This window comes from Nocardioides panaciterrulae (assembly GCF_013409645.1).
GTDB lineage: Bacteria > Actinomycetota > Actinomycetes > Propionibacteriales > Nocardioidaceae > Nocardioides > Nocardioides panaciterrulae.
This window is the reverse complement of the sequence record NZ_JACCBG010000001.1, coordinates 4,108,002-4,131,192: the sequence shown is the minus strand read 5'-3', so window position 1 is coordinate 4,131,192 and position 23,191 is coordinate 4,108,002. Positions and strand designations below refer to the sequence as shown.

At 74.2% G+C, this 23,191-nt stretch carries 23 protein-coding genes and 2 tRNA genes; 13 read left to right on the top strand and 12 right to left on the bottom strand.

What is annotated here, in order from left to right:
• Positions 1-14 precede the first annotated feature (14 nt).
• Positions 15-863 (bottom strand): prephenate dehydratase, encoded by an 849-nt coding sequence (locus tag BJZ21_RS19710; RefSeq protein WP_179665310.1) that lies wholly within the window; start codon positions 861-863, stop codon positions 15-17.
• 157 nt (positions 864-1,020) lie between these two features.
• Here BJZ21_RS19710 and BJZ21_RS19705 point away from each other — a divergent pair, with 157 nt between their 5' ends.
• The 3 genes from BJZ21_RS19705 (at position 1,021) to BJZ21_RS19695 (ending at position 3,971) form a co-directional block, all read left to right on the top strand.
• On the top strand, positions 1,021-1,419 hold the full coding sequence (locus tag BJZ21_RS19705) for a DUF4446 family protein (protein WP_179665309.1): 399 nt from the start codon (positions 1,021-1,023) through the stop codon (positions 1,417-1,419).
• Positions 1,420-1,556: 137 nt separating this feature from the next.
• Positions 1,557-2,357, top strand: coding sequence for a hypothetical protein (locus tag BJZ21_RS19700; RefSeq protein ID WP_179665308.1), 801 nt, complete (start codon positions 1,557-1,559; stop codon positions 2,355-2,357).
• Between the two features lie 69 nt (positions 2,358-2,426).
• Positions 2,427-3,971, top strand: a complete 1,545-nt coding sequence (locus tag BJZ21_RS19695) for a DHA2 family efflux MFS transporter permease subunit (RefSeq protein WP_179665307.1) — start codon at positions 2,427-2,429, stop codon at positions 3,969-3,971.
• Here BJZ21_RS19695 and BJZ21_RS19690 read toward each other — a convergent pair.
• From BJZ21_RS19690 to BJZ21_RS19675, 4 genes are all read right to left on the bottom strand, one after another.
• Positions 3,953-4,633 carry a response regulator gene (locus tag BJZ21_RS19690; RefSeq protein WP_179665306.1) on the bottom strand — a complete coding sequence of 227 codons (681 nt, stop codon included), beginning with the start codon at positions 4,631-4,633 and terminating at the stop codon, positions 3,953-3,955. The genes BJZ21_RS19695 and BJZ21_RS19690 overlap by 19 nt on opposite strands.
• A complete protein-coding gene (locus BJZ21_RS19685) occupies positions 4,630-6,198 on the bottom strand; it encodes a sensor histidine kinase (RefSeq protein WP_179665305.1) in 1,569 nt (522 codons plus the stop codon). Before BJZ21_RS19685 ends, BJZ21_RS19690 begins: the two co-directional genes overlap by 4 nt.
• A gap of 477 nt (positions 6,199-6,675) precedes the next feature.
• Positions 6,676-8,661 (bottom strand): APC family permease, encoded by a 1,986-nt coding sequence (locus tag BJZ21_RS19680; protein WP_425490530.1) that lies wholly within the window; start codon positions 8,659-8,661, stop codon positions 6,676-6,678.
• Between the two features lie 119 nt (positions 8,662-8,780).
• The gene (locus BJZ21_RS19675; RefSeq protein WP_343052240.1) at positions 8,781-10,355 is read right to left on the bottom strand and encodes a bifunctional phosphatase PAP2/diacylglycerol kinase family protein; all 1,575 of its coding nucleotides are present in this window, start codon (positions 10,353-10,355) and stop codon (positions 8,781-8,783) included.
• A 173-nt stretch (positions 10,356-10,528) separates the two neighbouring features.
• On the opposite strand from BJZ21_RS19675, the gene serS reads away from it, so the two are divergent.
• The 5 genes from serS to BJZ21_RS19650 are packed head-to-tail and all read left to right on the top strand — an operon-like array spanning position 10,529 to position 14,685.
• Positions 10,529-11,818, top strand: coding sequence for a serine--tRNA ligase (serS, locus tag BJZ21_RS19670; RefSeq protein ID WP_179665304.1), 1,290 nt, complete (start codon positions 10,529-10,531; stop codon positions 11,816-11,818).
• The gene (locus BJZ21_RS19665; protein WP_179665303.1) at positions 11,818-12,675 is read left to right on the top strand and encodes an HAD-IIB family hydrolase; all 858 of its coding nucleotides are present in this window, start codon (positions 11,818-11,820) and stop codon (positions 12,673-12,675) included. The genes serS and BJZ21_RS19665 overlap by 1 nt, the downstream gene beginning before the upstream one ends.
• Positions 12,672-13,175, top strand: a complete 504-nt coding sequence (locus tag BJZ21_RS19660) for a GNAT family N-acetyltransferase (protein ID WP_179665302.1) — start codon at positions 12,672-12,674, stop codon at positions 13,173-13,175. Before BJZ21_RS19665 ends, BJZ21_RS19660 begins: the two co-directional genes overlap by 4 nt.
• The gene (locus BJZ21_RS19655; RefSeq protein ID WP_179665301.1) at positions 13,172-13,990 is read left to right on the top strand and encodes an HAD family hydrolase; all 819 of its coding nucleotides are present in this window, start codon (positions 13,172-13,174) and stop codon (positions 13,988-13,990) included. Before BJZ21_RS19660 ends, BJZ21_RS19655 begins: the two co-directional genes overlap by 4 nt.
• A gap of 17 nt (positions 13,991-14,007) precedes the next feature.
• Positions 14,008-14,685: a hypothetical protein gene (locus BJZ21_RS19650; protein WP_179665300.1), complete on the top strand. Its 678-nt coding sequence runs from the start codon at positions 14,008-14,010 to the stop codon at positions 14,683-14,685.
• A 219-nt stretch (positions 14,686-14,904) separates the two neighbouring features.
• Here the strand turns inward: BJZ21_RS19650 and BJZ21_RS19645 are convergent, their stop codons facing one another.
• The 4 genes from BJZ21_RS19645 to mobA all read right to left on the bottom strand — a co-directional run bounded on the left by BJZ21_RS19645 (position 14,905) and on the right by mobA (position 17,861).
• Positions 14,905-15,519, bottom strand: a complete 615-nt coding sequence (locus tag BJZ21_RS19645; RefSeq protein WP_179665299.1) for a bacterial proteasome activator family protein — start codon at positions 15,517-15,519, stop codon at positions 14,905-14,907.
• Positions 15,520-15,866: 347 nt separating this feature from the next.
• Positions 15,867-16,844 (bottom strand): NAD(P)H-quinone oxidoreductase, encoded by a 978-nt coding sequence (locus BJZ21_RS19640; protein ID WP_179665298.1) that lies wholly within the window; start codon positions 16,842-16,844, stop codon positions 15,867-15,869.
• Positions 16,845-16,894: 50 nt separating this feature from the next.
• Complete coding sequence (locus BJZ21_RS19635) at positions 16,895-17,218, bottom strand: DUF6457 domain-containing protein (protein WP_179665297.1); 324 nt, start codon at positions 17,216-17,218, stop codon at positions 16,895-16,897.
• Positions 17,219-17,282: 64 nt separating this feature from the next.
• A complete protein-coding gene (gene mobA / locus BJZ21_RS19630; RefSeq protein WP_179665296.1) occupies positions 17,283-17,861 on the bottom strand; it encodes a molybdenum cofactor guanylyltransferase in 579 nt (192 codons plus the stop codon).
• Between the two features lie 52 nt (positions 17,862-17,913).
• On the opposite strand from mobA, the gene BJZ21_RS19625 reads away from it, so the two are divergent.
• The 3 genes from BJZ21_RS19625 (at position 17,914) to BJZ21_RS19615 (ending at position 20,077) form a co-directional block, all read left to right on the top strand.
• Positions 17,914-18,687, top strand: coding sequence for a carbon-nitrogen hydrolase family protein (locus BJZ21_RS19625; protein ID WP_343052239.1), 774 nt, complete (start codon positions 17,914-17,916; stop codon positions 18,685-18,687).
• Positions 18,688-18,698: 11 nt separating this feature from the next.
• Positions 18,699-19,748, top strand: coding sequence for a hypothetical protein (locus BJZ21_RS21575; RefSeq protein WP_179665294.1), 1,050 nt, complete (start codon positions 18,699-18,701; stop codon positions 19,746-19,748).
• Between the two features lie 95 nt (positions 19,749-19,843).
• The gene (locus BJZ21_RS19615; RefSeq protein WP_179665293.1) at positions 19,844-20,077 is read left to right on the top strand and encodes a biotin/lipoyl-binding carrier protein; all 234 of its coding nucleotides are present in this window, start codon (positions 19,844-19,846) and stop codon (positions 20,075-20,077) included.
• A 53-nt stretch (positions 20,078-20,130) separates the two neighbouring features.
• Here the strand turns inward: BJZ21_RS19615 and BJZ21_RS19610 are convergent.
• Both BJZ21_RS19610 and BJZ21_RS19605 read right to left on the bottom strand, forming a co-directional pair.
• Positions 20,131-20,215, bottom strand: a tRNA-Ser gene (locus BJZ21_RS19610).
• Positions 20,216-20,298: 83 nt separating this feature from the next.
• Positions 20,299-20,721: a hypothetical protein gene (locus tag BJZ21_RS19605; RefSeq protein WP_179665292.1), complete on the bottom strand. Its 423-nt coding sequence runs from the start codon at positions 20,719-20,721 to the stop codon at positions 20,299-20,301.
• A gap of 136 nt (positions 20,722-20,857) precedes the next feature.
• On the opposite strand from BJZ21_RS19605, the gene BJZ21_RS19600 reads away from it, so the two are divergent.
• Together BJZ21_RS19600 and BJZ21_RS19595 are read left to right on the top strand one after the other, a co-directional pair.
• Positions 20,858-21,319, top strand: a complete 462-nt coding sequence (locus BJZ21_RS19600) for a hypothetical protein (protein WP_179665291.1) — start codon at positions 20,858-20,860, stop codon at positions 21,317-21,319.
• 179 nt (positions 21,320-21,498) lie between these two features.
• Positions 21,499-21,591: transfer RNA gene (locus BJZ21_RS19595), tRNA-Ser, on the top strand.
• 531 nt (positions 21,592-22,122) lie between these two features.
• Here the strand turns inward: BJZ21_RS19595 and BJZ21_RS19590 are convergent.
• Positions 22,123-23,136, bottom strand: coding sequence for a phospholipase D-like domain-containing protein (locus BJZ21_RS19590; protein ID WP_179665290.1), 1,014 nt, complete (start codon positions 23,134-23,136; stop codon positions 22,123-22,125).
• Positions 23,137-23,191: the final 55 nt, after the last annotated feature.

Sequence of the window (23,191 nt, the reverse complement as noted above, 5' to 3'; positions counted from 1 at the left end):
GCGCTCGGGGCGGCTCAGTCCCGCCGGAACGGCGAGGCGGGGTAGACGCCGAGGATCTTCACGTCGGTGGTGAAGAACGCCAGCTCCTCCAGCGCCCGCTGCACCGGCAGGTCCTCGGGGTGCCCGTCGACCTCGGCGAGGAACTGGGTGGCGGTGAACTGGCCGTCGACCATGTAGCTCTCGAGCTTGGTCATGTTCACGCCGTTGGTCGCGAAGCCGCCGAGCGCCTTGTAGAGGGCGGCCGGCAGGTTGCGGACGTTGAAGATGAAGCTGGTGACCACCGGCCCGTTCCCGGCGGCCGCCTCGAGCGGGTCCCGGGAGAGCACCACGAACCGGGTGGTGTTGTGCTCCTCGTCCTCGACGTCCTCGGCGAGCACGTCGAGGCCGTAGATCTCCGCCGCCAGCGGCGGGGAGATCGCGGCCTGGGTGGGATCGCCCGCCTCGGCCACCTCGCGGGCGGCCCCCGCGGTGTCGCCGGCGATCACCGGGGTCAGGCCGTGCTCGCGGATCACCTTGCGGCACTGCCCGAGGGCGTGCACGTGGCTGTGCACGGTGCGGATGCCGTCGAGGGTGCTGCCCCGCACCCCGAGCAGGTTGAACCGGATCCGCAGGAACTGCTCGGCGATGATGTGCAGGTTCGAGGCGGGCAGGAAGTGGTGGATGTCGGCGACCCGGCCGGCGATGGAGTTGTCGATCGGGATCATCGCCAGGTCCGCCTCGCCGGCCTCGACGGCGGCGAAGACGTCCTCGAACGACGCGCACGGCAGCGCCTCGAGGTCCGGGTAGTGCTCCCGGCACACGAGATGGGAGTTGGCGCCCGGCTCGCCCTGGTAGGCGATCCGCTTCCAGCTGGCCTCGGTCACGGGCCCATGCTCGCACGCGTGCCGCCGCCGGCCGGCGGGCCGACCACAGGGCGGGCTCCGGGTCGCCGCCGGAGGGCTCCCCGCGCCCGCCAGGTCGGGACCGGGTCGACGGGCGAGGCACCGCCGTACGACGCGTTCGGCTCTCTAGGCTTCGCCCGTGCTCACCGTCGCCATCCTCGCCCTGCTCGTCGCCGTCGCCGCCCTGGTCCTCGCGGTGCTGGCCCTGCGCCGGCTCACGGCGACCCGCCGCCGGTCGGGCGCGGACGCGCTGCCGGAGGACGTCTACGGGCTGCGCCAGGAGGTGGCGGCGCTCCGGGCCGAGGCCCGCGACGCGCTGCGCCACCTCGCGGTCGTGCGGTACGACGCGTTCGGTGACATGGGCGGCCACCTGTCGTGGTCGGTCGCGCTGCTCGACGACGCCGGGCACGGCGTGGTGCTGACCTCGATCCACGGGCGCAGCGACTCCCGCACCTATGCCAAGAGCATCACCGCCTGGAGCTGCGAGCAGCAGCTCTCGCCGGAGGAGCAGGAGGCCATCGAGGGCGCCCGCCCGTAGGAGCGGCCGCGCGGCAACCGGACCCGCGGCAACCGGCCCGGCCCCGGGGGCGTCCCACCGGCATGATCTCCCGGCCGGCCCCCTGGTCCAGTCCGATGCGGCCCCGCCGTGGACCCGCCACCCGTACGGTGGTCGGGGTGCTCGCCGCCGCGCTGCTGGCGCTGCCGACCGCCTGCGCCGCCCACCCGCCGCGGCCGGCCACCAGGACGGCCACCAGGACGGTCGCCGGGACGGCCACCGGGACGGGCGCGCCGGCCGCCGCCGACCCGATCACGCTGTCGGACCCCGCCCGGCCGACGCCCGCGTCGGCGGGGAAGCGGTGCCGGGACCGGCGCACCGACCCCGCGCCGCGGCGGTGCGCGGCCGGGGAGGACCCCGGTCCCCGGGTCGGGCCGCACCGGGACCTCCCGGCGCTGTTCCCGGCGGCCGAGGGGAGCGCCGGGATCGGCGAGCCGGTGAGCGTCGGCGACGGCCGAACCGTCGAGCTGCGGGGCCGCGCCCGCCCCGAGCTCCGCGCCGGTGACGTCCGGCTGGTGCTCGAGGACGGCACGTCCGCGGTCGCGGCGGCGGTGCCGGCCGGATGGTCGCCGGCCCTGCTCCGCCAGCCGGTCGACGGGTCCGACGGGCCCGGGCTGGTGATCAGCCAGGAGGGCGGTGACTCCGACACCTGGACGGTCTTCGTCCGGCAGGGCGCCACCCTGATCCGCGCCACGGCGGACGACGACCCCCTCGGCGGCGGCTTCACCGCCGACGGCGAGCACGCCTACCTCAGCTGGCTGACCCCCGAGGGCCGGCTGTTCACCCGGATCGGCCTCGACCGCGAGCACCACTTCCAGGTCCTCGAGTGGACGCTGGACGGCGCCGTGCTGCACGCGCACGACCTCGGCGAGGTCTGCCTGGACCTGCAGGCCGACCCGGCCGCCTACGGCCGCTGCTGAGCGGTCGCGTCCGGCTGGGAGGCGCTTCGCCGGCTGGCTACCGTGAACCGGAACGGGAAGGGGCGAGCCGTGGAGCGCAGGTGGTGGACGCTGGTCGCGGTCTGCACCGGGGTCTTCATGCTGCTGCTCGACATCACGATCGTGAACGTCGCGCTGCCCGACATCGAGCAGCAGCTGCACGCCTCGCTCTCGGACCTGCAGTGGGTGATCGACGCCTACGCGCTGAGCCTGGCCGCGCTGCTGCTGACCGCGGGGTCGCTCGCCGACCTGTTCGGCCGGCGCCGGGTGTTCGTGATCGGCACGGTGCTGTTCACGGTCGGGTCGTTCCTGTGCGGCCTGGCGCCGACGATCCACTTCCTCTCGATCGCCCGCGCCGGGCAGGGCATCGGCGGCGCCGCGATGTTCGCCACCGCGCTGGCACTGCTGTCCAACGCGTTCACCGGGCGGGAGCGCGGGGTGGCGTTCGGCGCGTTCGGCGCCACCACCGGGGTCGCCGTGGCGATCGGCCCGGTCCTCGGCGGCGTGCTCACCAGCGGGCTGTCGTGGCGCTGGATCTTCTGGGTCAACCTGCCGATCTGCGTGGTCGCGATCACCGTCGCGCTGCTGCGGGTGGAGGAGTCGAAGGACCCGCGGGCCGGCCGGCCGGACTGGCTCGGCTTCCTCACGTTCAGCTCCGGGCTCGGCCTGCTGGTGCTCGGGCTGATCCGGGCCGGCGAGGACGGCTTGGGCGCCGGCCCGGTCCGGTGGAGCCTGGTCGGCTCGGCGGTGCTGCTGGTGCTGTTCCTGGTCACCCAGCTGGTCCAGAAGAGCCCGATGTTCGACCTCGGGCTGCTCCGCAAGCCGACGTTCACCGGTGGCCTGGTGGCGGCCCTGGGCGTCTCCGCCTCGATCTTCTCGCTGCTGACCTACCTGGTCATCTACGTGCAGAACGTGCTCGGCTACTCCGCCGTCCAGGCCGGCCTGCGGTTCCTGTTCCTCTCCGCCGCCTCGTTCGTGGCCGCCACCGCGGCCGGCCGGCTGACCAGCCACGTCCCCACGAAGTGGCTGATCGCGCCCGGCTTCGCCGTGCTCGGCGCCGGGCTGCTGCTGCTCATCGGGATCACCCCCACCGACGGCTGGACCCACCTGATCCCGGGCCTGGTGGTCGCGGGCCTGGGCATCGGCCTGATCAACGTGCCGCTGGCCTCCACCGCCGTCGGCGTGGTCACCCCCGAGCGCTCCGGCATGGCCTCCGGCGTCAACTCCACCTTCCGGCAGGTCGGGATCGCCACCGGCATCGCCGCGCTGGGCTCGATCTTCAGCCACCAGGTGGCCAGCGGCGTCGCCGACCGCCTGGCCGGCACGCCCGCCGCCGGCCACACCGCCCAGGTCGCCGCCGCCGTCACCGGCGGCCAGGTCGACGCCGTGACCCGCGCGGCCCCGCCCGGGGCGCGGCAGACGATCGCGGACGCGGCGGTGGCGAGCTTCGTCGACGCCCTCAACCACATCGGGCTGATCGCGGCGGTGATCGCGTTCGCCTCGGCCGTGCTCTGCCTCGGGCTGATCCGGCAGCGGGACTTCGTGGTCCACGGCGGGCCGCCGAGCGAGGAGGCCGCTCAGGGCTCGAGCGTGTAGCCCAGCCCGCTCGTGGTCACCAGGTGCCGCGGGTGGGAGGGGTCGTCCTCGAGCTTGCGCCGCAGCTGCGCGGCGTACACCCGCAGGTAGTGCGTCTCGTGCTCGTACGCCGGGCCCCACACCTCCCGCAGGATCTGCTGCCGCGGCACCAGCCGGCCCAGGTTCCGCGCGAGCAGCTCCAGGAACGCCCACTCCGTCGGCGTCAGGCGGACGTCGGCGCCGGCGCGGGTCACCCGCTTGCGGGCGAGGTCCACCAGGAGGTCGCCCACCTCCACCACCGGGCTGGTCGGCGCCGGCTCCTGGCTGCGGCGGACCGCCGCGCGCAGCCGGGCCAGCAGCTCGTTGGTGCCGAACGGCTTGGTCACGTAGTCGTCGGCGCCGAGGTCGAGCGCCTCCACCTTGTCCTCGCCGTGCTGGCGCGCGGAGAGCACCACGATCGGCACGCTCGTCCACTCCCGCAGCCCGGCGATCACCGCGGTGCCGTCCATGTCGGGCAGGCCCAGGTCCAGGACCACGACGTCGGGCTTCCGCTCCGCGGCGGCGACCAGGGCGCTGCGGCCGTCGGCGGCCGTGACGACCTCCCAGCCCTCCGCGCGCAGGCTGATCGCGAGCGCCCGCACCAGCGTCGGCTCGTCATCCACGAGGAGCACGCGGGGACTCACCGGACCTCCGTCTGGGGCTCGCCGGGCGGCGCGGGGCGGTGCCGGGGCACGTCGAGCAGCATGGTCAGCCCGCCGCCGGGGGTGTCCTCGACCCGAAGGTTGCCGCCGACGGCCCCGGCGAGGCCGCGGGCGACGGCGAGGCCCAGTCCGAGACCGCCCGGCGCGCCGTCGTCGAGCCGCTGGAACGGCTCGAACATCCGGTCCCGGTCCTCGGGGGGTACGCCGGGGCCGCGGTCGGTCACCTGCACGGTGATCTCGTCGGGCTGCACCCGCGTGCCCACCCGGACCGGCGTGCCGTCCGCGAACCGGACCGCGTTGGTGACCAGGTTGGCGACCACCCGTTCGAGGAGCCCGGGGTCGGTGAGGACCAGCGGCGTGGACTCGTCGAGCTCGAGCACCACACTGCCGGGTGGCTGGTCGGCCACCGCCGGCGGCAGCACCTCCTCGAGGCTGACCGGCCGCAGGACCGGGTGGAGCAGCCCGGTCTGCAGCCGGGACAGGTCGAGCAGGTTGTCGATCAGCGCCTGCAGCCGCTCCACGGCCGCGCCCAGCGTCTCGATCAGCACCCCGCGGTCGGCGTCGCCGACGGCCGGGGCCGCCAGGCCGTCGAGCGCGGCGCGGATGGTGGCCAGGGGGGTGCGCAGGTCGTGGGAGACCCCGCGCAGCAGCGCCGTGCTGGTCGCCTCGGCTCGCTCCAGGGCGGCGGCGCGGCTCTCGCTCTCGCGCAGCCGGCGGTACTCCATCACCAACCCGGCCTGCACCGCGAACGCCTCGAGCACCCGCTGGTCGCCCGGTCGCAGCGCCGGGCCGCGCAGCACCAGCACGTGGTCGGGGTCGACCGGCACCCGGGTGTCCGCGTCCTCGGGCCGGCCGACCGCCGGGCCGGCGCTGGCCAGCGGCCGCCAGTCGCCGCCGGTGCGGCCGAGCAGGGTCGCGGACTCCTGGTCGAAGGCCGCGCGCAGCCGGGTCACGACGACCTGGGCGGTGTCCTGCCCGGTCAGCACGGAGTGGGACAGCGAGGCCAGCGTGGCCGCCTCGGCGCGGGCCCGGGCGGCCTCCGCGGCCCCTCGGGACGCCCGGTGCACGACCGTGGCGACCCCGGACGCGACGGCGACGTACACCAGCAGGGTCACGAGGTCGGTGGGCTCGGCGATGTTCCAGCGGCCCACCGGTGGGGTGAAGTACCAGTTGAGCAGCAGGAACCCGAGGATCGCGCTGGCCAGCGCGGGCAGCATCCCGCCCTCGAGGGCGGCGAGCACGGCCGCGGCCAGGAAGAGCAGCACGGCGAGGGGGAGCCGGCCGGTGGCCAACCCCCGCAGCCCGGCGGTCAGCAGCAGCGGCAGCACCAGCGCGAGGACCCAGCCGACCAGCCGGCGCCGGCCGCTGAGCGCTGGCTCGTCGCCGTGGCCGCGCGGGAGCGGGCCACCGGTCGACGTCTCGCCGGTCGACGTCTCGCCGATCGCCGCCTCGCCGATCGCCGCCTCGCCGGACGCCTCGCCGGACGTGTCGCCGGGAGGCGCCCGGTGGTGGCGCACGCTGCCGTCGCGCTGCGGCCGCTCGCTCATCTCTCGCTCCTGCCAGCCGGGGCACCGGGCGGGCCCGCATCCGGGAGGGTGTGGACTCCTTGATGGTTCCCTGACGTCAGGGAACCATCAAGCGGCCTGCTGCGACACGCGCCCGGACCGTTGACTGGGGACATGAGGACGGACCCGGGCGCTCGGGTGGGACGGCGGCCCACGCTGCTCGGCGTCGCCGAGGTGCGGTGCGGACTGGCCCAGCTCGCGGTGGCCGTGACCGCGGCCGGGTGCGTTCGCGCCGGGGCCGGAGTCCCGACCGGACTGGTGGTGCTGGCGCTGGTCGCCACGGCCGGCAGCCTGGTGCTGCCGGTGCGGCTCGCCGGCCTCACCGGCCTCGCCGCCTGGGCGTTCCTGACCGGCTTCGTGGTGCACACCGGCGGACAGCTCACGTTCGGAGCGGCCGACCGGGCACGTCTGCTCGTCGTGGTCGGTTGCGCCGTGCTCGTGCCGGTGGTCGTCGCCGCCTCAGCCCACGTGCACATGCGGGCGCCGCGACCGGTCGGGCTCGGCGATGCGCAACACCTCGCGGGTGACCGGCGCCACCTCGCCCACGCCGAAGAAGAGGAAGCGCAGCAGCTGGGTCACCGGGTTCCCCTCGGTCCACTCGAAGTAGATGTGCGGGTTGACGCCGGTGCGGTCGCGCACGGCCAGCAGCAGCGACGCCAGCGCGTTGGGGACCGTCGCTGACTCGAACGTCAGCACGCGGCGGGTGCCGTGGTGCACCTCGCCGTGCACCCGCAGCGTGGTCTCGAACTCCGACGGATCGGTGACCTTGACCTCGACGAAGATGATGTCCCCCTCGTCCGGCAGGTCGTGGTCGGCCACCACCTGCCGGGTCTTCTGGACGTACTCCTCGGCGCCCCCCGCATCGGGCTCGTTCGCGACCAGCCGGATGCTGCGGCGCGCACAGTCGCGCAGGAACCGCTCGGCGGTGGCGTCGAGCTCCACCGAGGCGGTCCGCAGCTCGAAGGCCCGGCGTACCCGCGACCAGAAGGACACCGCGAGGATCGCCGCGATGAAGCAGGCGCCGATCTTCACACCGTCGGGACGCTCGATCACGTTGTCGACCGTGGTGTAGACGAACACCGCCGAGATCACCGCGAACGCGACCGTCCGGCCTCGCTGCCCGGCGCGGCGGCAGGCCAGCGTCACCGCCACGGCGGCCGAGGTCATCAGCACCAGGACGCCGGTGGCGTAGGCGCCGCCCTGGGCGTCGACCGAGGCGTGGAAGATCCAGGTGACGAGGAACGCGGTGGCGGTCAGCACCAGCGTGAGCGGGCGGACCGCCCGGGCCCAGTCCGGCGCCATCCCGTAGCGCGGCAGGTAGCGCGGGATCAGGTTGAGCATGCCGGCCATCGCCGAGGCGCCGGCGAACCACAGGATGGCGATCGTCGAGAGGTCGTAGACCGTGCCGAAGGCGCTGCCCAGGTGCTCGTGGGCGAGGTACGCCAGGGCCCGGCCGTTGGCGCTGCCCCCGGGCTCGAACTGGGCGGCCGGGATCAGCAGCGTGGTGACCAGGCTGCTGGTCACCAGGAAGACGCTCATGACCAGCGCCGCGGTCGTCAGCAGCCGGCGGGTGCCGCGGATCCGGCCGGTGGGCCGGCCCTCGGTGTCGTCGGGGTCGCCCTCGACCTGCGGCATCACCGCCACGCCCGTCTCGAACCCGGACATGCCCAGCGCCAGCTTCGGGAAGACCAGCAGCGCCACCCCGACCATCGCGAGCGGGTTGCCGTGCGCCTGGGTCAGGCCGGCGCGCCAGTCGGCCAGCACCGACGGGGAGGACGCCACCAGCCACAGCCCGTCGGCGACCACGACGGCGTTGAGGGCCAGGTAGACGACCACGAGCACCACCGCGATGCCGATCGCCTCGGTGAAGCCCCGGAGGAACACCGCGCCGAGCGCGCCGAGCAGCACCAGGGTGAGGGCGACCTGGTGCCCCTGGAGCAGGCCCTGGACGTGGGGGTTCTCGACCAGGTGGGCGGTCGCGTCCGCCGCGGACAGGGTCATCGTGATCAGGAAGTCGGTGGCGGCGAAGCCGAGCAGGACCAGCACGAACAGCTTGCCCTTCCAGAAGGACAGCAGCCGCTCGAGCATCGCGATCGAGCCCTCGCCGTGCGGCGACTCGGCGGCCACCCGCCGGTAGACCGGGAGCGCCCCGAGCAGGGTGAGGCCGACCAGCACCAGCGTGGCCATCGGGGACAGCAGCCCGGCCGCCAGCGCCGCGATCCCCGGCTGGTAGCCGAGCGTGGAGAAGTAGTCCACGCCGGTCAGGCACATCACCCGCCACCACGGGTGCCGCGGCTGCTCCGCGGTCGGGACCCCGTGGGGGCCCTGGCGGGTGCCGCTGTGCTCGGTGATGTCGGTGAGCAGCCAGCCCCGGAGACCGCCCGGCGGCTGCTGCCCCGCCCGCGGCCGCGGGAGCGTGGTCGTCTGGAGCGCCGGACCGGTCATGGTTCCAGCCTGCCCGCAGCGGCGCCCCGGCCCAGGGTCGGAAGTGCCCTCGTGGCGGATCCTTGACGGATCCTTGACGCCCGCGCGTCTCCGGCCGCGGCTGGACCGGCCGGCCCGCCTCAGCGCGGGACGCGCACCAGCAGCCGGCCCTGGAGGCACTGCATGCGCAGCTCGCGGCCGGCCCCGACCGAGTCGCCGTCAAGCTGGCGCGGGGTGTCCACGCCGGCGCGGACGACGACGCTCGAGCCGGTCATCCGGTTCACCAGCTCGTCGGTGTGCTTGCGCTTGAGCAGCACCCGCCACGCCAGCGGGATCCAGGCGAGGAAGTTGCGCGGGTGCAGGATCACGACGTCGAGCAGCCCGTCGTCGATCGCGGCGTCCGGCAGCAGCGGCAGCCCGGCCTGGAGGAAGCCGACGTTGCCGACGACCACGGTCCGGGCCCGGTGCCGGGTGAACTCGGCGCCGTCGACCGAGACCTCGACCCGGACCGCGGGGAACATCAACGACTTCAGCGCCGACCAGACGTAGGCCACCCAGCCGACCCGCTTCTTCAGGTCCTCGTTGACGCCCTCCATGATCGCGGCGTCGAACCCCATGCCGGCCATCACCAGGAAGGTGGTGTCCGCGAGGCCGTCGCCGGCCACCTCGACCATGTCGATCGCGCGGTCCTGGCCGTGCAGCGCCACGTCGATCGCGGCGCGGAGGTAGAGCGGGATGCCGAGGTTGCGGGCCAGCAGGTTGCCGGTGCCCGCGGGCACGATCCCGACCGGGATGCCGGTGCCGGCGAGCTCCGCGCAGACCTCGCGCACGGTGCCGTCGCCCCCGCACACGATCACCAGGTCGGCCCCCGCGACCGCGGCGGCCTCGGCCATCCCGCGACCCGGGTCCGCCACCGTGGTCAGGTGCCAGCTCGGCTCGGCCCAGCCGGCCTCGCGCGCCATCGCCGACACGATCGCGCGGAACTGGCCGGCGTCCTCGACCTTGGAGGGGTTCAGCACCACCGCGAGCCGGCGCTCGCTGGGCAGCGCCTCGGGCATCGGCTCGGCGGTGTCGGCCAGGCTGCGCGGCAGCGGGCTGTAGATGCTGAGGCCGAGCAGCACCATGCCGACGCCGAGCAGCACGCCGGCGGTGACGTCGGTGATGTAGTGCCGGCCGAGCAGCACCCGGTCGGCGCAGACGATCAGCACCCACACCGCCAGCACCGTGTAGAGCGTGCGGCGGGTGCGGGCCCGGCGGACGAACATCACCACGAGCACGACGCACAGCAGGGCGTAGGCCGCGGTCGAGGAGGCGTGCCCGGACGGGAAGGAGTTGGTGTGCAGGAAGCCGGTCTGGTCTTGCCACGGCGGTCGGCCGCGGCCGACCGTGAGCTTGATCAGCGTGGTCATCAGCGAGGTCGCGATCATGACGACCACGACGAAGACCGCGGCGCGGCGGTGCTTCTTGAGCAGCAGCCCGCCCGCGAGCAGCACGGTCAGGACCGTCATCCCCCAGGTGGCGAACGCGAGCTCGACGTACTTCAGCACGACCCGCAGCCCGCCCTCGGCGGTGGCCCAGTGCTCCGCGGGATCGCCGCGGTGGTCGAGCGTGGTCAGCGGACCCCACTCGTGCGTGACCAGGAACGCGAGGGCGGCGAAGACCGCGAAGCAGAGGAGGGCCCAGCTCAGCATGGTGAGTCGAGGACGGTCGAGCACGCGGTTCCCTTCGGGGTGGGCGGGGGCGCGACCAGTATGCCCGCGCGCGAGGGACGTACCCGGTGCGGCGCGTAACTCGCGTGAGGCCGCCCACGTACGACGGATAGCCTTGCCCCCATGACCTCACCCCACAGAATCGCTCGCTGCGCTCTCGATTCCGCGGGGACCCCGAGATGATCGACCCGCGACTGCTCCGTGACGACCCCGACCGCGTGCGTGCCGCCCAGGCCAAGCGCGGCCTGTCCGCCGACGTCGTGGACCGGGCGCTCGCCGCGGACTCCGCCCGTCGTGCCGCGATCGGGGAGTTCGAGGCCAAGCGCGCCGAGCAGAAGCAGCTCGGCAAGCTCATCCCCCGCGCGCAGGGGGAGGAGAAGGCCGACCTGCTGGCCCGCACCAAGACGCTGGCCGCCGAGGTCCGGGCCGCCGAGGCCGCGCAGGGCGCCGCCGAGGAGGAGTGGCAGGCGGCCCTGATGAGCATCCCCAACCCGGCCGCCGACGAGGCGCCCGCGGGGGGCGAGGACGACTTCGTCGTGCTCGAGACGGTCGGCACGCCCCGCGACTTCGCCGCCGAGGGCTTCGAGCCGCGCGACCACGTCGAGCTCGGCCGGATGCTCGGCGCGATCGACCTCGAGCGCGGCGCCAAGGTGTCGGGCTCGCGGTTCTACTTCCTGACCGGGGTGGGCGCCGAGCTGGAGTTCGCGCTGATCAACCTCGCCAACGAGACCGCCCGCGACCACGGCTTCACCCAAGTCATCGCGCCGTCGATGGTCAAGCCGCGGGCGATGGACGGCACCGGCTTCCTCGGCCAGGCGGCCGACGACGTCTACCGGATCGAGGGCCAGGACATGTACCTGGTCGGGACCTCCGAGGTGCCGATGGCGGCGTACCACTCCGAGGAGATCCTCGACGGCCAGTCGTTGCCGCTGCGCTACGCCGCGTTCAGCCCGTGCTTCCGCAAGGAGGCAGGCTCGCACGGCAAGGACACCCGGGGGATCATCCGGGTGCACTGGTTCGACAAGGTGGAGATGTTCGTCTACACGACGCCGGAGGAGTCCTTCGCCGAGCACCAGCGGCTGCTGGAGATCGAGAAGGCCTTCCTCGACAAGCTCGAGCTGGCCTACCAGGTGATCGACACCGCCGCCGGCGACCTGGGGCTCTCGGCGCAGCGCAAGTTCGACTGTGAGGCGTGGATCCCGACCCAGGGCCGGTACCGCGAGCTGACCTCGACCTCCAACTGCACCGAGTTCCAGACCCGGCGGCTCGACATCCGGGGCCGGTTCGCCACCGACGGCGGCTCGGAGGTCCGGCACCTGGCCACGCTCAACGGCACGCTGTGCGCGGTCCCGCGGGCCATCGTGGCGATCCTCGAGACCCACCAGCAGGCCGACGGGTCGGTGCGGGTGCCCAAGGCGCTGCAGCCCTGGCTGGGCGGCCGCGAGCTCCTCCAGCCGGTGGCCGAGTAGTGGTCGACTCCGCGCTCGAGCCCGGCTCGTCCAGGACCGGTTGGCAGCCCCGGCTGGTCGCCCTCGACATCGACGGCACCCTGCTGAAGTGGGTCGAGGGCGGCGGGCTGACCCACGAGGAGATCGCGCCGCCGGTCTACGACGCCGTGCACCGCGCCCTGGCCGCCGGCGCCCACGTGGTGCTCGCCAGCGGCCGGTCGGCCCACGGCATGACGACCGTGGCGGACCTGCTCGACCTGCACGGCGAGGAGCGGGACCGGCTCTGGGTGGTCTCCAGCAACGGCGCGGTGGTCTTCCGCTACCCGCCGGTCGAGGTCGTGCACGAGGAGACCTTCGACGCCCGCCCGGCCGTCGAGGCGATCCTCGAGCACCACCCGGACGCGCTGGTCGCGGTCGAGGAGCGCGGCGTCGGCTACCGGGTGAACCGGCACTTCCCCGACGGCGAGCTGACCGGCGAGATGACGCTGGCCGAGATCGAGGAGATCGTCTCCGGGCCGGTCAGCCGCGTGATCATCCGCGACCCGAACGCGACCGCGGAGGACTTCGTGCGGCTCGGCGAGCGGCTGGGCCTGCACGGCATCAACTACGTCGTCGGGTGGACGGCCTGGCTGGACCTCGCGCCGGTGGGGGTCTCGAAGGCCTCGGGCCTGGCCCGGGTCGCCGGTGAGCTGGGGGTCGGGCCCGAGCACGCGCTGGCCATCGGCGACGGCCGCAACGACATCGAGATGCTGCAGTGGGCCGGCCGCGGGGTGGCGATGGGCCAGGCGGTCGACGAGGTGCGGCAGGCCGCGCACGCGGTCACCGAGAGCGTGTACGACGACGGCGTGGCCGTCGAGCTGGACCGGTGGTTCGGATGAGCCTGCCCGCCGGCGCCCTGCCCGCGGAGGTGGCCACGGTCCGGCTCCGGCTGCCGCTGGTCACCCGCGAGGAGCGCGACGACATGCTCGCCGGGCGGCGGCGTCCCGGCTGGCACCCCGACTACCCCCGCGAGGACGACCGCGACGCCGCCTCGCTGATCGGGGACGCCCCCGACCCGTGGGGGCCGCGGCACGTCGTACGCGCCGTCGACGGGCTGGTCTGCGGCTCGGTCGGCTTCTTCGGCCCGCCGGCCGAGGTCGACGGGGTCCCGGAGACCGAGGTCGGCTACGGCCTGGTCGCCGACGCCCGCGGGCACGGCGTGGCCACCGAGGCGCTCCGCGGGCTGCTCGCCGAGACCGACCGGCTCGGCGTGCGGATCCGGGCCAGCGTGGAACCCGAGAACGCCGCCAGCATCCGGGTCCTGGCCAAGTGCGGATTCACCGAGCTGCGGGGCGCCAACGAGGACGGCCAGCTGGTGATGGCCCGCCCGCTGCCATGAGCGCCGCCGAGTCCTCGCCGGCACACCGGCCGCGGCTGGTCGCCACCGACCTGGACGGCACCCTGGTCCGCTCCGACGGCACGGTCTCGCCGTACACCCGCGAGGTGCTGACGCAGGTCGAGCGGCTGGGCGTGCCGGTGGTGTTCGTGACCGGCCGCCCGCTGCGCTGGGCCGAGGAGGTCTTCGAGTACGTCGGCGACCACGGCCTCGCGGTCGTCTCGAACGGGGCGCTGGTGTGGGACGTCGCCGGCGCGCGGCCCCGGCTGGAGCGGCCGATCGACCCGGCGCTCGGGCTGGAGATGTGCCGGATGCTGCGCGAGGCGGTCCCGGGCACGTCGTACGCCGTGGAGACGCTCGCGGGCATCGGCCTGGAGCCGGCGTTCCTGGAGCGGCACCCGCTGCCGGAGGAGGCGCGGCGGGCGGAGATCGAGCAGCTGTTCACCGAGCCCGCGCTGAAGCTGCTCGCCCGGCACGAGCGGCTCGCGCCGCAGGAGTTCTGGGACCTCGCCGAGGAGGTGGTGCGGGGCCGGCTCGTGATCACCTGGTCCTCCGCGACCGCGCTGCTCGAGATCAGCGGCCCGGAGGTGACCAAGGCGACCACGCTCGCCCTGCTCTGCGCCGAGCTGGGGGTGGCCGCCGGCGACGTGCTGGCGTTCGGGGACATGCCCAACGACCTGCCGATGCTGCGCTGGGCCGGCACGTCCTACGCCATGGCCGACGCGCACCCCACCGTGACCGAGGCCGCCAGCCACGTCGCGCCCGGGCACGACGAGGACGGCGTGGCCCGGGTCCTGGCTGGTGTCTTCGACCTGTGATCTGTTTCGATGGGCGGGTGCGCGCCCCTGTCTCCTCCGCCGACGGCTCCGCCCGGGCGTCCGCCGGGGCGTCCGCCCGGGTGTCCGCCGGGGTGTCCGCCGTCGGGCGGGCCGTCGCCGCGCTGCTGCTCGCCGGGTCTGCGGTCGTGCTCGCGCAGGTGCCGACCCAGGCCGCGGCGCCGACGCGCGCGGCCGCCTGCCCGAACGTCCAGGTGGCCGACCAGGCCCGCCGGGCCGATGACGTGTTCACCGGCACGGTGACCGGCCGGTCCGTCGCGAGGCGGTCGGGCACCACGACCACGACGTACGACGTCGACGTGGAGCGCGTCTACAAGGGCCCCGTCCGCGACTCCTCGGTCCAGGTCAGCTCGCGGGCCTCCAAGGGCGCGCCCGCGCTCGCGGGCCTGGTGAAGGGCTCGCGCTACGTGTTCTTCACCTCTGAGCAGGGCACCACGCTCGCGACCGACCGCTGCAGCGGCACGGCCCGGGCCGGGGACTCACTGGTGGGCCAGGTCGAGAAGCTGCTCGGCAACGGTCACCTGCCGGTGCCGCCCGCCCCGCAGAAGGCGTCGTTCACCAAGGTGGCCGACGCCGCGCCCACGTCGTTCACCCGCCTCGCCGCCCCCGGCGCGGCGATGGTGCTGGTCGGACTGCTCGGGCTGGTCGTCGTGCGACGGCTCGCCCGCCGCGCCTGACCCTTCGTTTGCCCGGTGCCGGCGGGGTGTCGGCGGGGTGTCGGCGGGGTGTCGGCGGGGTGTCGGCGGTGGAGCAGCCACCGTTCCCCCGAGTGAAACGGTGCATGGTGCACCGCTGACCGTGCTCGAGACGAACCGGAGGTGCCTCAGCCACCGGATCGATCGACGAAACGGTGGCTGAGCCACCGCGAGCGGCTCAGGCGCAATAGGGACACCCGGTCAGAGGTACATGCCCCCCGACTCGCCGGGGCGCGGCGAGCCCTCGGGTCCGCCCGGCTGGCCGGTCTGGCCGGGAGCACCCTGGCCCTGCGGCACCATGCCCTGGGGCAGGGCGCGGCGGATCTGCTCGAACTGGGCCCGCGCCGCCATCTGCTGGGCGTAGATCGCGGTCTGGATGCCGTGGAAGAGCCCCTCGAGCCAGCCGACCAGCTGGGCCTGGGCGATCCGGAGCTCGCCCTCGGAGGGGGTCTTGTCCTCGGTGAACGGCAGGGTGAGCCGCTCGAGCTCCTCGACCAGCTCGGGCGCGAGGCCGGCCTCGAGCTCCTTGATCGAGGCCTGGTGGATGTCCTTGAGCCGGTTGCGGCTGGCCTCGTCGAGCGGGGCGGCCTTCACCTCCTCGAGCAGCTGGCGGATCATGCTGCCGATCCGCATCACCTTGGCGGGCTGCTCGACGAGGTCGGTGAGCGCGCGCTCGTCCTCACCGTCGCCGTCGGCCTCCTCGCCGTCGGCGCCGGGAACCTGCGAGATGGCCGACGCGGGCACCGACCCCATCGGCTGCCCGTCGGGCCCGATGATGACGACCTGCTGCTCCTGCTCGTCGGGCTTCTCAGTCATGCGCCCCAGCCTAGGCGGTGCGGAAATCCCCGCCCGCCCGACGGTGAGCGGGCCATCCCAGCAACTCTCAACCCGCCGAGACGGCGATCGCAGCAACTCTCAGGATGCCGAGACGGCGATCCGGGGAACTCTCCGGACCTCGAGACGGCGATCGGGGGAAGGGGACGGACAGACCAGAGTGCCTCCGAATGCCCGCTCGCGCTGGTGAGAGTGCCTCCGAATGCCCGCTCGCGCTGGTGAGAGTGCCTCCGAATGCCCGCTCGCGCTGGTGAGAGTGCCCCCGAATGCCCTCTCGCGCTGGTGAGACTGCCTCGGAATGCCCTCTCGCGCTGCAAGCGGTCAGGTCCTCAGGTGGTGAGGACGATCTTCCCGCTGTGGTCCCCGGCCTCCATCAGGGCGTGGGCGGCGGCGGCCTGGTCCAGGGGCATGGTGGTGTGCACGATCGGTCTGACCTGCCCGTCGCTGACCAGCGGCCAGACGTGCTCGACGACCGAGGCGCAGATCGCCCCCTTGTCGGCCGGCGGCCGGGCCCGCAGCGCCGTGGCGACGACGGCTCCGCGCTTGCGCAGCAGGGTGGCGATGTCGAGCTCGCCCCTGCTGCCGCCCTGCATGCCGATGATGACCAGGCGGCCCTCGGTGGCCAGCGCGTCGACGTTGCGGCCGAGGTACTTCGCCCCCATGTTGTCGAGGATCACGTCGGCGCCGTGCCCGTCGGTCCGCTCCTTGACGACCTCGACGAAGTCCTCGTCGCGGTAGTTGATGGTCACATCGGCGCCGAGCTCGCGGCAGAAGTCCAGCTTCTCCGGCGTCCCACCGGTGGTGATCACGCGCGAGCCGTTGGCGGCGGCGAGCTGGATCGCGAACGAGCCGATCCCTCCGGCGCCCCCGTGCACGAGGAAGTTCTCCTCCGGCCGCAGGGCGGCGATCATGAACACGTTCGACCACACCGTGCACGCGACCTCGGGCAGCGCCGCGGCCGTGATCAGGTCCACGCCGGCGGGCACCGGCATCACCTGGCCGGCGGGTACGACGACCCGCGTGGCGTAGCCGCCCCCGGCCAGCAGCGCGCAGACCTGGTCGCCGACCTGCCAGTCGGTGACCTCCGGGCCGACCGCGGCGACGGTGCCGCTGCACTCCAGCCCCAGGATCTCCGAGGCGCCGGGCGGCGGCGGGTAGTGCCCCTGGCGCTGGAGCAGGTCGGCCCGGTTGATCGCGGTCGCGGCGACGTCGAGGAGCACCTCGCCGGGGCCGGGCTCGGGGTCGGGCAGCTCGGCGAGGGACAGGACGTCGGGGCCCCCGGGCTCCGAGACGATGACGGCGCGCATGCCCGCCACCCTAGGAGATCGATCCCCCGCGCGGGGCTGGCGGGATGCGGTCAGTCCTCGAACCGGTCGGAGGTGTGGTCCACCAGGCTGTCGTCGGGGATCTCCTCGTCGACGTCGTCGGGGTCGGGCGCGTCGGCGGGGCGGTCCCAGCCCTCGGCCAGCCGCTGGGCCCGGGCCGCGAGCGCCTCGGTCTGCTCCGGGCCGGCGCCGGCGGCACCCGCCGCGAGCCCCAGCATGTACGCCGTCACCGGCGCCGCCGGCCGCTCCACCGTGTGCGCAACCGTCCGGGCCAGGTCGAGGACCAGCGCCTCGTCGATCTCCGCCTCGAGGTCGAGGACGTCGCTCAGCTCGTCGATCCAGTCGTGCAGGTTCACGCCCTCAGGTTTCCCGGAACCGCCCGGGGCCGCAAGCCCCGGGCGGCGCGTCGCCCCGGATTGCTCACGATCCCTGCAGGTCACGGACGTCCGCCCAGGTGTCCACGTCGCGACATTCCTCGCCCACCGGCGCGACCAGCGCGAGGTCGAGCCCCTCCAGGAGGCGGCGCACGGACATGCCGTGCTGCGCCTCCAGCCCGGGGCGGACGTCGTCGAGCCGCGCCGCGTCGAGCACGCCGGCGAGCTGGCGGCGGCCCTCGTGGTCGACGAGGAACGCCCCGTCGCGGCCCTCGGCCGCCGCGTGCAGCCGCCGGAACGTGTGCGCGGTGACCCGGGGCATGTCCACCGCGAGCACGCCGAGGGTGCGCGGCGGGCGGACCAGCGCGTCGTACCCGGTCAGCAGCGCGGCCACCGGGCCGCCGTAGCGGGGGTTCTCCCGGGTGAACGTGACCGGCCGGCCGGTCGGCCGCGGGTCGCCGACGACCACGACCTCCTCGGCGTCGAGCAGCGCGTCGAGGGACCACTCCAGCAGGGTCCGGCCGCCGTGCTCGATCGAGGACTTGTCCGCGCCGTCCAGACGGGCGGCGGTGCCGCCGGCGAGGACGACGGCGGCGAATCCGGTCGGTCCGAGTAGCGGGTCCATGGGGCCACTGTCCCACCGGGCGTGCCGCCCCCGCAGGTGGCAGGCTGGGACCGTGACCGATCCCACGCAGCTGCGCGTCGCCCTCGTCCAGCAGGCCTCGGCCCTCGAGCCCGAGGCGAACCGCCGCCGGCTGGCCGAGCTGACCCCGCAGGGCGCGGACCTCGTGGTCTTCCCGGAGGCGTTCGCCCGCGACTTCGGGGAGGCCGGCTCCGACGTGAGCGGGTACGCCGAGCCGGCGCACGGCCCGTTCGGGACCGAGCTGGCGCGGGTCGCCGAGGAGCGCGACACGACCGTGGTGGCCGGGATGTTCGAGCCGGGGGAGGACCCGGGCCGCCCGTTCAACACGCTGCTGGTCCGCGGCGCCGCGGAGGCGTCGTACCGCAAGATCCACCTCTACGACTCCTTCGGCGACCGCGAGTCCGACCGGCTCACGGCCGGCGCCGTCGACCCGGTCACGGTGAAGGTCGGCGGGTTCACGCTGGGGTTGATGACCTGCTACGACCTGCGCTTCCCCGAGCTGGCACGGGCGCTGGTCGACCGGGGCGCGGAGGTCCTGGTGGTGCCCGCGGCCTGGGTGGCCGGGCCCCGCAAGGTGGATCACTGGACGACGCTGGTGCGCGCCCGGGCGATCGAGAACACCGTCTACGTGCTCGCGGCCGGGCAGCCCGGGCCCCGTTACAGCGGCCACTCGCTGGTCGTCGACCCGCTCGGCGACGTGCTCGCGGAGGCCGGTGGGGAGTCGGCCCTGGTGACGGCGACCCTGGACCGCGACGTGCTCGCCCGGGCGCGCCGGACCAACCCCTCGCTGGCGAACCGGCGAATGTAACCTTCCGGGTCGTGCCCTCGACCCCACCGCGCCGTCGCGCCGGCCGGCCGCCGTCGCGGGCCGCGCGGGCGCAGGCGGCGCTCGCCGCGATGGCGGCGTCCCGGCTGCCCCTGGCCGCTGGTGTCGTCGCGGTGCTCGTGGCGGTGGCCGCGCTGGTGCTGTCGCTGGTGCCGGTCGGGCCGGCCTGGCTGCCCGGCGCCGGCGCCGTGGTGGTGGTCGGCGTCTACTCCTGGGCCCTCGCGGCCCGGACCGGTGGCCGGCCGGTCGTGTTCGGCAGCCTCGCGCTCGCCCTCGGCGTGGCGGTGGTGGTCAGCGACCAGCCGGTGCTGCGCACCGGCGCCGCGGTGATGACCTGCGTGGTCGCCGCGGTGCTCGCGGTGATGGCGACGGTGCCGGCCGTGACGTTCCTCCGGGCCGCCCGGGAGGTGGTGGTCGCGGTGCTCGTCGCCGCGGTCGGCGCGCTCGCCACGGTGGGCTTCGAGCCGGTGATCACCCTGGCCCGGTTCGAGTACGCCACCCTCGGCCTGGCCGTCCTGGGGGCCTTCGGCGTGGTCTACCGGCTCGGGGCCGGCCTGCACGGCCTGGGCCGCCGCGGCGTCGTCACGGTGCTGGTCGGCGCGGTCGTCCTCGCCCTGACCCTGGCGTACGCCGAGCTGCTGCGGCGCTACGGCACCCCCGGCCTGGTGGCGGCGCTGCTGGACGGGGTGGTCTGGAGCCGCGAGCACCTGGGGGCGTTCCCCCGCCCGATCGAGAGCGTGCTGGGCATCCCGGCGATCGCGTGGGGCTGCCACATGCGGGCCCGGCGCCGGCAGGGCTGGTGGGTGTGCGCGTTCGGCGTCGCGGCCACGGCCCCGGTGGCGCAGGCGCTGCTCAACCCGATGGTCAGCCTGACCGAGTGCGGGCTCTCGGTCGTGTACGGCGTGCTCGTCGGCCTGCTGATCGGCTTCGTGGTGATCCGGCTGGACCTGCGGCTGACCGGTCCGCGCGGCCGGCGGGGGCGCCGGGCCGAGGAGGCCACGGCGGTCCGTCCCGAGCCCCGGCGTACCGCCGCCCTGCAGTGAGCTCCCGCCCGTCCGCCCGTCCGGCCGCCTGTCCCGCTGCTCGCCGTGCCGCGGCCGGTTGCCCGGTACGCGTCGGTAACGGCTAGGTTCGCTGCATGGCCCGCGAACAGGTGACCGAGATCGTCGCGGAGATGGTGGCCAACGTGATGAGCGTGGCCGTCGCTCCGGGGGACGCCGTCGCGTTCGGCGACACCGTGGCGCTGCTGGAGTCGATGAAGATGGAGATCCCCGTCATCACCGAGGTGGCCGGAACCGTACGGGCGGTCAAGGTCGGCCCCGGCGACGTGGTCCAGGAGGGCGACGTGCTGCTGGAGCTGACGCTCGCCTGACTGCCTATGGCCCGGCTCGATCGGTCGATCGGTGGGCCCAGCCAGCCAGCCAGCAGAGGGGGCGGGATTCGAACCCGCGGTAGGTCTCCCTACGACCGCTTTCAAGGCGGTTCCGATCGGCCACTCCGGCACCCCTCCGTGCCGCCCGCGGGCGGACACCGGAGCAGTCTAGGTGCTGGCCGGCCGCCTGCCGCGGCGTGCCCGGGTGCGCCGGCCGGGCGCTAGTCCTCGCCGCCGAGCTCGAGCTCGACCGCGTCGTAGGCCAGGTCGTGGCGGCGCTGCACGTGGTGGGCGACGTCGGCGAGCAGGCGCCGCAGGTCGGCCCGCACCGCGCCGGTGTCCGGGCTGTCCAGGACGGCGCTGCCGAGGGCCGCGGTCCGGCGGCCCAGCGCGTCCCGCTCCCGCGCCAGGACGCCGCCGCGGGCCACGAGCCAGGCGTCCTCGGTGGGGACGGCCTCCGCGGCCAGGGCGGCGCGCAGGTCGGCGAGCCGCTGCCGCACCAGCCGGCGCCAGCCCTCGAGCCGGTCGCGGTCCTCGGGCGGGTCGTCGAGCGTGAGGTCGAGCGCGAGGTCCAGGGAGCGTACGGCGGTCGCCACCGCGCGATCGGCCGGGGCGAGGCCAGGTGACGGGACGGGTGCGGACACGGTTGCCTCCCGGGGAGCTCGGCGCTCGGGACTCAGGGCTCAGGGCTCAGGGCTCAGGGCTTCGAGTCTCCCCCCGACCACGGGTCGGGACAACCCGGTGGGGGCCGCGGATCCGGGGTCTTGTTCAATCTTCTGCATGTCCGCTCCCACCGCGTCCGACTATCGGCTCGCGCCGGCGATGGTTGCCCGGCTGGTGGGCACGCTGCTGGTGCTGCTCGCGATCCTGCTCTTCGCGGTCACCACGCTGGCCGCCCTGCTGCACCTCTCGCTCGACCTCGTGGTGCTGGTCGCCGCGGCCGGACTGGTGGCGGTCTTCGGGCTCGGCTACGTGCTGACCCGCCGGGCCGTCGTGGTCCACCTCGACGAGCAGGGCTACCGGGTCCGGCTGATCCGCGGCGCCGGCGTGTCGACCGCGCCCTGGACCGACGTCAACGCGGTCGCCGCCTCGACCGCCCGCGGCCTGGACTGCCTCGTGCTCACCCTACGCTACGGCCGCACCACCACCATCCCGGTAGCCGCGGTGGCGGCCGACAAGGACGACTTCGCGCGCGACGTGCGCCAGCACGCCGAGCGCGGGCAGGGCCTCCGACCCCTGTGACCCCGGCGGCGCCCTGCAGTGGTTGCTGGTCGCCTGCAGGAATCCCCGGCCGGCCGGGGATTCCCTCGGTTGGGGGGCGTTGCAACGCCCATCAACCGCAGGAACGGGCTATCCAGTCAGGCCCCAGCCCCCTGATTGGTCCCCGGACGCGGGGTCCTTGTAGCCTGTGCTGGCTGTCGGGAGGCGTCGCCTAGTCCGGTCTATGGCGCCCGCCTGCTAAGCGGGTTGAGGGCAAACCCCTCTCGCGGGTTCAAATCCCGCCGCCTCCGCCAGTGTGGTCGGCCCCCGGTGGACGGTAGAGTCCCCGGGGGCCGACGCCTTTCTCTCGGGTCGACGCCTTGTCTCGGGCTGCTGCAGGGTTCTGCAGCGGCCCGCCCTCCTGCAAAGAAATGCAATGCAAAAATGTGAGTCAGGGTTCGGCTCGCATTCCGGTCGTCTCCTGCCCCAGACTCTGGGACGTGGCCAATGGGCCAAGAACGTCGAAGTTGGAGGGGACCCAATGAACTTTGTACGCAAGGCGGTCATCGCGCTGGCGGCTGCTGGCCTCAGCCTCGGCCTTCTCGGGATCAGCGCTCCGGCGCAGGCCGACACCAGCTGGGGCTACTCCGTCAACAGGTGAGGTCCCCCACCCAAAGCAAACTCAAGACGTGAGACGGGGACCCAACTCACCCCCCACCTTGTTCGGTCCCAGTGCCACCCCCCGGCCCGTCTCATCACGCGAGGGCAGTGACCATCGGTCGCTGCCCTCGCGAACATTTCGGCCCGCGCAGCCGGCGCGCACGCCCGCCTAGCGGGCAGCACGTTCAGCCCTGGGCCTCGGACTCGGCCGACTCCGTCCCGGAGATCCCGCGCTGGCCGATGACGTAACCGAGCTGGAAGCGGGTCTCCACCTCGAACTCGTCCTTGAGGTCGGCGATGTAGCCGGCGTAGGTGCGCGGGCTGACGCCCAACCGCTTGGCCGAGACCGGGTCGGAGTGCCCCTCGACCAGCATCCGCAGCGTCATCGCCCGCTGCTCGACGGCGATGTCCTTCATCAGCGAGGTCTCCCGGCTGGCGAACGGCCGGGCCCGCTCCCAGGAGCGCTCGAACACGTCGACCAGGTAGGCCACCACCGACGGCTCCCGGACTGCGACGGCCACGGAGAGGTCCTCGCCGCTCGGGATCACGGCCACCCGGCGGTCGATGACGATCATCCGGTTGAAGAACTCGTCAAGCGTGCGGACCTCGGCGCCGCGGTTGCTGACGGCCGCGACGTACTGCCGAGTGATCGCGCTGCGGCGGGCACTGTGCTGGTAGAGCGTGCGGATCTTCGCGCCCCGCTCCAGCAAGTTGGTGTCCCGCAGCGCGGCGAGGGCGAGCTTGCGCGGGTCGCGACCGCTCTGCGGCTGGGCGGTGAGCGTCTCCTCCTCGCACTCGGCGACGAGCGCGGCGATGAACGGGTCGATCGCCTCCTCGTGCAGGTAGGTGAACGGCCCGCTGTCGGAGGGGCGTGACGCGCGGCGCCAGGCGTGGTCGAGGGTGCCGAAGGCCTGCGCCCAGTGGGAGGACTCCGTGAGCAGGTCGGCGGCCTGTTGGCTCAGCGGCGAGACCACCCGCGACTGCACCGTCGTGGGGTCCAGGGCCTGCCAGAGGCCGGTGTCCCGGTCGCGGCTGAGGAGGTTGAGCCGGCGCAGCAACGTGAACGCCTGCTCGCGGTCACCGCCCTCGGCGATGCTCGGGTCGTGCTCCGAGATGCCGTTCTTGGCGACGATCTCCTCGTAGAGCTCGGTGGCCTCGGTCTCGAAGAGTGCGCGGTCCTCCGGGCTGTAGCCGTCCACCGGTCCCCCTTCCGCTCGCCCCGTCGATGTCGGTCGACCTCATGCTTCCACAGCC

Bases quoted from the DNA above. Each gene is read 5' to 3' on its own strand.
- BJZ21_RS19645 (WP_179665299.1), bottom strand. From the start codon at position 15,519: ATGACTGAGAAGCCCGACGAGCAGGAGCAGCAGGTCGTCATCATCGGG.
- BJZ21_RS19600 (WP_179665291.1), top strand. From the start codon at position 20,858: ATGTCCGCTCCCACCGCGTCCGACTATCGGCTCGCGCCGGCGATGGTT.
- BJZ21_RS19660 (WP_179665302.1), top strand. From the start codon at position 12,672: ATGAGCCTGCCCGCCGGCGCCCTGCCCGCGGAGGTGGCCACGGTCCGG.
- BJZ21_RS19615 (WP_179665293.1), top strand. From the start codon at position 19,844: ATGGCCCGCGAACAGGTGACCGAGATCGTCGCGGAGATGGTGGCCAAC.
- serS (WP_179665304.1), top strand. From the start codon at position 10,529: ATGATCGACCCGCGACTGCTCCGTGACGACCCCGACCGCGTGCGTGCC.
- BJZ21_RS19685 (WP_179665305.1), bottom strand. From the start codon at position 6,198: ATGAGCGAGCGGCCGCAGCGCGACGGCAGCGTGCGCCACCACCGGGCG.
- mobA (WP_179665296.1), bottom strand. From the start codon at position 17,861: ATGGACCCGCTACTCGGACCGACCGGATTCGCCGCCGTCGTCCTCGCC.
- BJZ21_RS19680 (WP_425490530.1), bottom strand. From the start codon at position 8,661: ATGACCGGTCCGGCGCTCCAGACGACCACGCTCCCGCGGCCGCGGGCG.
- BJZ21_RS19655 (WP_179665301.1), top strand. From the start codon at position 13,172: ATGAGCGCCGCCGAGTCCTCGCCGGCACACCGGCCGCGGCTGGTCGCC.
- BJZ21_RS19640 (WP_179665298.1), bottom strand. From the start codon at position 16,844: ATGCGCGCCGTCATCGTCTCGGAGCCCGGGGGCCCCGACGTCCTGTCC.